This window comes from Kitasatospora sp. NPDC096077 (assembly GCF_040303245.1).
Lineage (GTDB): Bacteria > Actinomycetota > Actinomycetes > Streptomycetales > Streptomycetaceae > Kitasatospora.
The window spans coordinates 38,734-46,418 of sequence record NZ_JBEOSV010000069.1 but is presented as its reverse complement, the minus strand read 5'-3'; the positions used below and the strand labels follow the sequence as shown (position 1 = coordinate 46,418).

General features: G+C 73.6%; 7 protein-coding genes and 1 pseudogene. 1 reads left to right on the top strand and 7 read right to left on the bottom strand.

The genetic code is table 11. From position 1 onward, the window contains the following. Positions 1 to 99: 99 nt before the first annotated feature. Entirely contained in the window at positions 100 to 1,053 is a 954-nt protein-coding gene (locus ABTZ03_RS36330; RefSeq protein ID WP_350517449.1) for an aldo/keto reductase, read from the bottom strand. A gap of 154 nt (positions 1,054 to 1,207) precedes the next feature. Here ABTZ03_RS36330 and ABTZ03_RS36325 point away from each other — a divergent pair, with 154 nt between their 5' ends. Then, complete coding sequence (locus ABTZ03_RS36325) at positions 1,208 to 1,411, top strand: hypothetical protein (protein WP_350517448.1); 204 nt, start codon at positions 1,208 to 1,210, stop codon at positions 1,409 to 1,411. A 63-nt stretch (positions 1,412 to 1,474) separates the two neighbouring features. Here ABTZ03_RS36325 and ABTZ03_RS36320 read toward each other — a convergent pair whose 3' ends face one another. From ABTZ03_RS36320 to ABTZ03_RS36295, 6 genes and pseudogenes are all read right to left on the bottom strand, one after another. Then, positions 1,475 to 2,461 carry an endo alpha-1,4 polygalactosaminidase gene (locus tag ABTZ03_RS36320; RefSeq protein ID WP_350517447.1) on the bottom strand — a complete coding sequence of 329 codons (987 nt, stop codon included), beginning with the start codon at positions 2,459 to 2,461 and terminating at the stop codon, positions 1,475 to 1,477. 22 nt (positions 2,462 to 2,483) lie between these two features. Beyond that, positions 2,484 to 3,176: a spherulation-specific family 4 protein gene (locus tag ABTZ03_RS36315; RefSeq protein WP_350517446.1), complete on the bottom strand. Its 693-nt coding sequence runs from the start codon at positions 3,174 to 3,176 to the stop codon at positions 2,484 to 2,486. Beyond that, positions 3,173 to 4,090 carry an NAD-dependent epimerase/dehydratase family protein gene (locus tag ABTZ03_RS36310; RefSeq protein ID WP_350517445.1) on the bottom strand — a complete coding sequence of 306 codons (918 nt, stop codon included), beginning with the start codon at positions 4,088 to 4,090 and terminating at the stop codon, positions 3,173 to 3,175. Before ABTZ03_RS36310 ends, ABTZ03_RS36315 begins: the two co-directional genes overlap by 4 nt. A 125-nt stretch (positions 4,091 to 4,215) precedes the next feature. Continuing rightward, a pseudogene (locus ABTZ03_RS36305) lies at positions 4,216 to 4,917 on the bottom strand (nucleotidyltransferase family protein); the annotation flags it as partial. 73 nt (positions 4,918 to 4,990) lie between these two features. Next, positions 4,991 to 5,983 (bottom strand): SDR family NAD(P)-dependent oxidoreductase, encoded by a 993-nt coding sequence (locus ABTZ03_RS36300; RefSeq protein ID WP_350517444.1) that lies wholly within the window; start codon positions 5,981 to 5,983, stop codon positions 4,991 to 4,993. A gap of 80 nt (positions 5,984 to 6,063) precedes the next feature. Further along, positions 6,064 to 7,620, bottom strand: a complete 1,557-nt coding sequence (locus ABTZ03_RS36295; RefSeq protein ID WP_350517443.1) for a hypothetical protein — start codon at positions 7,618 to 7,620, stop codon at positions 6,064 to 6,066. Positions 7,621 to 7,685: the final 65 nt, after the last annotated feature.

Here is a 7,685-nt window from a genome sequence, read left to right as displayed (position 1 = left end):
TCCGGGTCCACCCCCCCCGCCTCGTGCGTCGGGGTCGGGCGCGCCCGCTCGCGCCGGCCCCCCGACCCCCCGCCCCCCGCCCCCCCCCCCCGCGTCCGGTCAGGCCGAGGCCTCGTCCAGCAGCGCGGTCTGCTCCGGGGTGAGCCGCAGCGTGGCGCCCGCCAGCAGCGGGGGCAGCTGGTCGACGGTGCGGGCGCTGGCGATCGGGGCGGCGACCGTCGGGCGGGCGGCCAGCCAGGCCAGGGCGACACTCGCGGGCTCGACGCCGTGCTCGGCGGCGACCGAGTCCAGCGCGGCCAGCACCTTCGGGCCGCGCGGCTCGGCCAGGTAGCGGGCGGCGCCCTCGGCCCGGGCGCTGTCGACGCCGGCGCCGCCCGGGCGGTACTTGCCGGTCAGGAAGCCGGAGGCGAGCGCGTAGTAGGGCACGGTGGCCAGGCCGTGCTCGGCGACCACCTCGGCCAGCGGGCCCTCGAAGGTGGCGCGGGAGACCAGGTTGTAGTGCGGCTGCACCGCGACGTACTTGGCCAGGCCCTCGCGCTCGGCGAAGGACAGCGCCTCGGCGAGCCGCTCGGCGGAGATGTTGGAGGCGGCGACGGCCCGGACCTTGCCCGCGCGGACCAGCTCGTCCAGGGCCGTCACGAACTCCTCGACCGGGGTGTCGTCGTCCCGGTGGGTGTAGTAGAGGTCGATGTGGTCGACGCCCAGGCGGCGCAGCGAGCCCTCGACGGAGGACTTGATGGTGGCCGCGGCCAGTCCGCTCGCCTCGGGGTGGCTGCCGACCTTGGTGGCGATCACGAACTCGTCGCGGTTGCCCCGGCTGCGCAGCCAGTTGCCGATGACCGTCTCGGACTCGCCGCCGGTGTTGCCGGGGGCCCAGGCGGAGTAGACGTCGGCGGTGTCGACGAAGTTGCCGCCGGCGGCCGCGTAGGCGTCCAGCACGGCGAAGGACTGCTGTTCGTCGGCCGTCCAGCCGAAGACGTTGCCGCCGAGCGAGAGCGGGTGGACGGACAGGTCGGAGGTGCCGAGGCGGACCCGGCTCTGGTTTCCGGTCATGACCGAAGTCAACCCGCTTGTGCGGCAGCGCATTCCGTCGATCACACGGAATTCACGATCCGGTCGTACCGCCGTCGCACGCGCGGGTGGTGTGTTCGCCCGAGGAGGGGTCCGGGGTGTGCCTGAGGTGGGCGGATTCGTTAGAGTCCGTGCCATGGCTGACAACGACTACGACCCCGCCGGTAGCACCCAGATGTTCCGGGCGTTCGTCGACGAGACCCCGGCGCGTCAGGCACCGGGTTCCGTCTCCACCTACGGCAGCAGCAAGAACAGCGGCAGTCGCACCGGCGTGATCGCGCTGGTCGCGGTCGTCGCCCTGGTCGTCCTGGGCGCCGTCGTCTGGCTGGCGGTCAAGTGACCCTCGCGCGGGTGGCCCCGGTCCGGGTCACCCGCGCGACGGTACGCATCGGGAGGACCGGCCTCAGCAGGGCTTGCGCCAGGCGTTGAGGTCGAGCTTCTTCTGCATCGAACTGAAGCCCAGCGCCTTGGTCTTGGCGCAGAACTGATCCGTGTCGAGCTTGTACTCGACGTGGAATACCGCCTTGCCCGCCTTGATGAAGGGCGACACCCGGTCGCACTCGTCGAACTGCGAGCACTCCTCGTTGACCGCGAAGTCGAAGTCCGGCAGCAGCGCGGGGATCTGGTCCAGGTCGTTCTTCAGTCCGATCGCCAGGCCGCGTTCGTGCGCGAGCTGGGCCAGCATGCGGTTGTACGCGAGCTGGTCGTCCGGGGTGAGCGGGAAGCCGCTGTTCTGGTTGTAGGCCTCGATGGTGTCCGGTTCGATGGCGTCGAAGCCCTTGCTCCGGCACATGTCGAAGCGGGCCGCCATCAGTGGCTTCAGCTGGTCGAGCTTGCGGATGTCGAACCACTTCTCGCCCTTCCAGCCGGTGTCCGAGCCCTGGAGGGACTTGGCGAAGGCGGCGGAGTCGGGGCGGAAGTCCTCCCAGGAGCCGGCGTTGATGTAGCAGATCACCTTGCGGCCCTTGGCGTGCAGCGCGGCGACCACCGAGGCGTCGTTCTCGAAGCCGTCGATGTCGTAGACCGGCACGTCCACCGACTGGTCCACGGTGCCGCCGAGCTGCCACTGCCAGGTCAGGCCGGGGGTGGGCTGCCAGCGGGCGCCGGTCGGCGGGGTGGTGGTGCCGGGCGGGGTGGTGCCCGGCGGGGTGCCCGGGGCGGTGGTGCCGCTCGGGGTGCCGGGGGCCGGGCCGGTGCCGGTCCCGCTCGGCGTGCCGGGCGTCCCGGTGTCGGGGTTGCTCGGGGCGGTGGCCGTCGGTGAGGTGCTCTGGGAGCCGTCGGCCGAGTCGTGGTCGTCCTCCGAGCCCGAGCTGCTGCACGAGCTGACCAGCAGGGCGGTGGCGGTGGCGAGGGCCAGGGCGGCCGGCAGCAGCCGGTTGCGGCGGTTCACGGTAGTCGAACTCCGGGTCGGGTCAGGTCAGTTCGGCGGCGGTCAGATCGTGGGGCAGGGTGCGCCAGGGGTTCTCCCCGGCGCCCGGTACGGCACAGCCGACGCCGGCTCGCCGGGCGGCGATCAGTGCGCGGGCGTCCTGGGCGGCTTCGGCCGGGACGTCGTAGACCAGGTGGCAGAAGCGGGAGGCCGCGTGGCGGCCGGTCCACAGCGGCAGGGTCATCTCGCGGTACGCGTCCCAGTCGCCCTCGAAGGTGACCAGCAGGTCGGCCAGGCCGACCTCGGCGTAGCCGGGGTCCGGGTGCTCGCCGTGGCCGAACACCACGGTGCCGCAGCCGGCCGCCCGGGCGGCCGTCGCGAGGCGCCGGTAGTGCGCGAGCGCGCCCGGGTGGGTGGCGACCTGGTCGAGGTAGACGCCGGTGATGCCGTGCCGCTGGCGGTACGTCAGGATGTCGGCGACCACGGCCGCGTGGGGCCGGCGGCCGTAGTCGGTGTCGGCGTAGCCGACCAACGGCAGCCCGGCCGCGCGGAGTTCCTCGGCGGCCTCGGCGAAGACGTGGTCCGGGTGTTCGCCCGGGCCGTCCGCGAGGTTGAGCACCACGGCGGCGATCCGGGCGGGGTCGGCGGCGGCGACCGCCCGCCAGGCCGCCGGGTCCACCGCGGGGTGGACGTACAGCGGCACCAGCAGGCGGCCGTCGGGGGTGGTCCCGGTCATGCGACCACCGGGGTCGGCGCGGGCTCGGCGGTGCTGAGCCACAGGTCGCGCAGGGTGTCGGCGAGGTCGGTCGCCGGGCGCCAGCCCAGTTCCCGGGCGGCGGCCGACACGTCGGCCTGCTGCCAGGAGACCGCGGCAGAACGCTCGGAGCCGGCCCCGCTCTCGTCGATCCGGCCGGTGAAGCCGGCCGCCGCGACCAGGCCGTCGGCGATCGCCCGGACCCGCTGGGCCCGGCCGGAGGCGAGGTTGAGCACCCGGGGGAGCGGGCCCTCGGCGGTGACGGCCAGGCCGACCGCCGCGGCGATGTCCCGGGCGTCGACGAAGTCCCGGAAGGCGGAGAGGTCGCCGACCGTGACCACGCCGTCGGCACCCCGGGGCGCCACCCGGCGCAGCTCGGCCGCCAGCCGGCCGGGCAGCGAGCCCGCCGGTGCGCCCGGGCCGACCGGGTTGAACACCCGCAGTACCACGGCGTCCAGCGCCGAGCCGGCCACCGCGAGGGAGCCGGCCAGCTTGGTCGCGCCGTACACGCCCACCGGGCGGGCGTCGGCCTGCTCGGTCAGCGACTCGCCCTCGGCGCAGACGCCGTACTCGCCGGCCGAACCGATGTGCACCAGCCGGGCCTTCGGGGCGCCCAGGGCGAGCGCCTCGCAGAGCACGGCCGGTCCGCGGGCGTTCACCTCGGCGAGCTTGACCGCGCTGCCGGCCACCGCGCCGGCGAAGTTGACCACCACGTCGGGGGCCAGCGCGGCCAGTTCCTCGCCGAGCGGGCCGGCCTGGGCGGTGCCCAGGTCCAGCCGGAGGTCGTGGGCGGGACGCCGGCCCGCGGTCAGCACGGTGGCCCCGGGCAGTGACCGCAGGACGGCGGAGGCGTGACGGCCGAGGAAGCCGTCGCCGCCGAGCAGCAGGATTCTCACGCGGCCCGTCCGTCGCTCTCGGCGCCCGCGGCGGCGGGCTCGTCGACGGTGGCGTCCGGGGCGGTGCGGGCGGCCGGGATCGGCAGCTCCGCGAGGCCCGGCGTGGCGCCGGTCGACTCGAAGGGCATCAGGACCGGGCGGATCGAGGAGAACTCGGCGTTCGCCCGGTCGTAGTCGTCCGGGCGGCCGATGTCCAGCCAGTAGCCGCCGAAGTCGTACGCGGCCGGCGGGGTGTTCGCGGCCAGCAGGTCGAGCACCAGCTCGTCGAAGCCCAGCGGCAGGCCGGGGGTGTACTTGGCGAGCGCCGAGCGCGAGACGCCGTAGACGCCCATCGAGACCCGGTAGTCGATGCTGGGCTTCTCCTGGAATCCGGTGATGGTGCCGGAGTCGGTGGTGAGCACCCCGAAGTCGATCTTCACCTGGCGGGCGTAGGTGGCGATCGTCAGCGGGGCGCCGGACGACTCGTGGTGCTTGAGCACCCCGGCGAAGTCCAGGTCGGTCAGGATGTCGCCGTTCATCACCAGGAAGTGCTCGGGCAGGCGGTCCTGCATGGTGAGCAGCGGGCCCATGGTGCCGAGCGGGCTGTCCTCGACGGCGTAGCCGACCCGCAGGCCCCACTGCGAGCCGTTGCCGACGTAGGCGCGGATGATGTGGCCGAGGTGGCCGATGGCCAGGGTGACGGTCTTGAAGCCCGAGGCGGCGAGCTGGCGCATCACGATCTCCAGGATCGCGTGCTGGTCGCCGATCGGGACGAGCGGCTTGGGAAGCGCGGTGGTGTACGGGCGGAGGCGGACGCCCTTACCGCCGGCCAGGATCACTGCGTGCATGGTGTTTCCCCCACGGAAAAGGTGTGTAGGACACGAACCTTGGCTACCAGGACGAGCATGATCGTTACGGCGGTCAGACGTTGTAGATGTCGGTCTTGTAGCGGGCCAGGTTGGCCGGGTCGCGGAAGAACTCGATGGTCTGCTCCAGGCCCTGCTCCAGCGTGAAGTTCGGGGCCCAGCCGGTGGCCTCGCGCAGCCGGGTGGCGTCCGCGACCAGGCGCATGACCTCGGAGTTGGTCGGACGGATGCGCTGCTCGTCCTCCTTCACCACCAGGTCGACGCCCATCAGCTTGCCGACCAGGGTGACCAGGTCGCCGACCGAGATCTCGCCGCCGGTGCCGGCGTTGAAGGTCCGGCCGACCACCGTCTCGGCGGCCGCGGTGCCCACCGTGCGGAAGGCGTTGGCGGTGTCCTTCACGAAGGTGAAGTCGCGGGTCGGGCGCAGGTCGCCCAGGGTGATCTCGGTCTGGCCGGCCGCGACCTGGGCGATCACGGTGGGGATGACGGCGCGCATCGACTGGCGCGGGCCGAAGGTGTTGAACGGGCGCAGGGTGACGACCGGGGTCTCGAAGCTGGCGTGGTAGCTGTCGGCCAGCCGGTCCCCGCCGGCCTTGGAGGCGGCGTACGGGGACTGGGTGTTGATCGGGTGGTCCTCGGTGATCGGCACGGTCTGCGCGGTGCCGTAGGTCTCGCTGGTGGAGGTGTGCACCAGGCGCGGGATCTCCTGGTGGCGCACCGCCTCCAGGACGTTCAGGGTGCCGGTGACGTTGGTGTCCACGTACGAGTGGGGCGCCCGGTAGGAGTACGGGATCGCGATCAGCGCGGCCAGGTGGTAGACCGCCTCGGTGCCCTTGACCAGGCCGTTGACCGAGCCCGGGTCCCGGACGTCGCCGAGGACGATCTCGACCGAGTCCAGCACCTCCTGCGGCAGGGTCTCCAGCCAGCCGAAGGAGGAGAACGAGTTGTACTGGACCATCGCGCGAACCTGGTGCCCGTCGGCAACCAGGGTCTCGACGAGGTGGGAGCCGATGAAGCCCTCGGCTCCGGTGACCGCGACGCTGCTCATGCGGATTCGCTTTCTCGATGTTCGGGGCGGCCGGACGTCTGAGCACGCCCGGCCGGTGGTGCCTCGGAGGAGGCGGGTACTCAGCGGTGTTGGGTGGTGCGGCCGAGCGCGGGCCCGGCGGTGGCGGTGAGGACGAGCGCGGCCGCCCCGCAGCCGATCAGCTGCAGGACGATCGGATCCGCACCGGTCAGCAGCCCGACGCTCTCGGCGACCGCGGCGGCCAGACAGATGAGGGCGGTGCTCCAGCTGAACCCGAAGGCGTTCAGCAGCAGCGCCAGCCAGAGCGAGCCGCCCAGGAGCAGCATCGCGCCGAGCTGCGGCACGCCGAGCGACGGGGCGCCCGGCCACAGCACGGTCGCGGCGGCGTCCAGCGCGGCCACGGTGGTGAGGTAGATGAACAGGCAGCCGAGCAGGATCCCGCCGGTGCGGCGGGTGAACTGCCCGGTGGTGTGGCTGGTGCGCAGCGCGGCCACCGCCATCGCCCGGTAGCGGAACAGCAGCCACTCGGCGAGGCCGAGACTGAGCGTCAGCGCGATCATGGCCGGCCCGGTCGGGGTGGTGCTCACCCCGGAGGGCGCGGTGTGGCCGCCGTGCACCGGGGTGTGGGCCGTGTGGGAGGCGGCCTGCACGGCCTGGTGGATGGTCTCGCCGAGGCCGGCGATCAGCGTGAGCGCGCCGCAGGCCAGCCCGAACAGCAGGTGCGGGACCTCCTGGCGGATCGGCAGCTTGAGGTCCACGCCGTCCTGGTCGCCGCTGCGGGCCGCGACCAGCAGCTCCCGTGCGGCCAGGCCGACCGCCAGCACCACCGAGGCGAGCAGCACCACCGTACGGACCGTCTCCGGGACGTCGACCGCCAGCACCACGCCCGCGCCGACCGAGGCCGGGGCCAGCGCCAGCAGCAGGAACTTCTCCCGCCCGAGCACCAGCAGCGCGGTGGCCGCGCCCAGGTAGCAGGACTGTCCGGCGGCGAACCACAGCGCGCCGAGCGGCCCGCCGACCACGTACGCGGCGGCGGAGGCCAGCAGCGCCCCGGCCGGTGCGCCGACGGCCAGGCAGACCGCGGCCTCCCGGCGGCGCAGCCGGCCCAGCCAGCGGTAGGCGCGGTGCGCCAGCGCCTGGTTGAAGCCCCAGCTGACCAGGGTGGCGACGGACAGCGCGAGCATGCCCGAGGGCAGGCCGAAGCGCATCCGGGCGGTGGCGAACAGGTTGGCGCCGAGCAGGTAGCCGAGCCCGGGCAGGGCGAACACCAGGCCGCGCACCACGCAGCGCCACGGGTCGGCCCGCCAGGGGTTGGCGAACTCGGAGCCCTGGCCGGGGTAGCGGCGCTCGACCTTCTCGAACAGCTCCTCGGCGACGGTGAAGGCGTCGGGGCGGCCGTAGAGCAGGGCGGCCTGCTCGTCGGAGAGGCCGTCGGACTCCAGGAAGGCCGCGATCTCGTACGGGTGGACGGCGTCGGCGCAGATGTCGTGCAGGCGCTCGGCGAGCTCGTCCAGCGGGTCGTCGGAGAGGTCGAGCTGCTCGGCGGGGTCGGGCTCGACGGGCGGGGCGGGGCGGCGGCGCTTCAGCGGCAGGGTGCGCAGCTGCATCGTCCGCTCGGCGCCACCTTCGTCCGGAACGAGGCGGATCGGACCACTCATGCGCCCACCTCGCTCGGCTCGGCGGCCGCGGAGCGGGACACGCGCCTCTCGATGGTTCGCTCGCT

Bases quoted from the DNA above. Each gene is read 5' to 3' on its own strand.
- ABTZ03_RS36330 (WP_350517449.1), bottom strand. From the start codon at position 1,053: ATGACCGGAAACCAGAGCCGGGTCCGCCTCGGCACCTCCGACCTGTCC.
- ABTZ03_RS36325 (WP_350517448.1), top strand. From the start codon at position 1,208: ATGGCTGACAACGACTACGACCCCGCCGGTAGCACCCAGATGTTCCGG.
- ABTZ03_RS36315 (WP_350517446.1), bottom strand. From the start codon at position 3,176: ATGACCGGGACCACCCCCGACGGCCGCCTGCTGGTGCCGCTGTACGTC.
- ABTZ03_RS36300 (WP_350517444.1), bottom strand. From the start codon at position 5,983: ATGAGCAGCGTCGCGGTCACCGGAGCCGAGGGCTTCATCGGCTCCCAC.
- ABTZ03_RS36295 (WP_350517443.1), bottom strand. From the start codon at position 7,620: ATGAGTGGTCCGATCCGCCTCGTTCCGGACGAAGGTGGCGCCGAGCGG.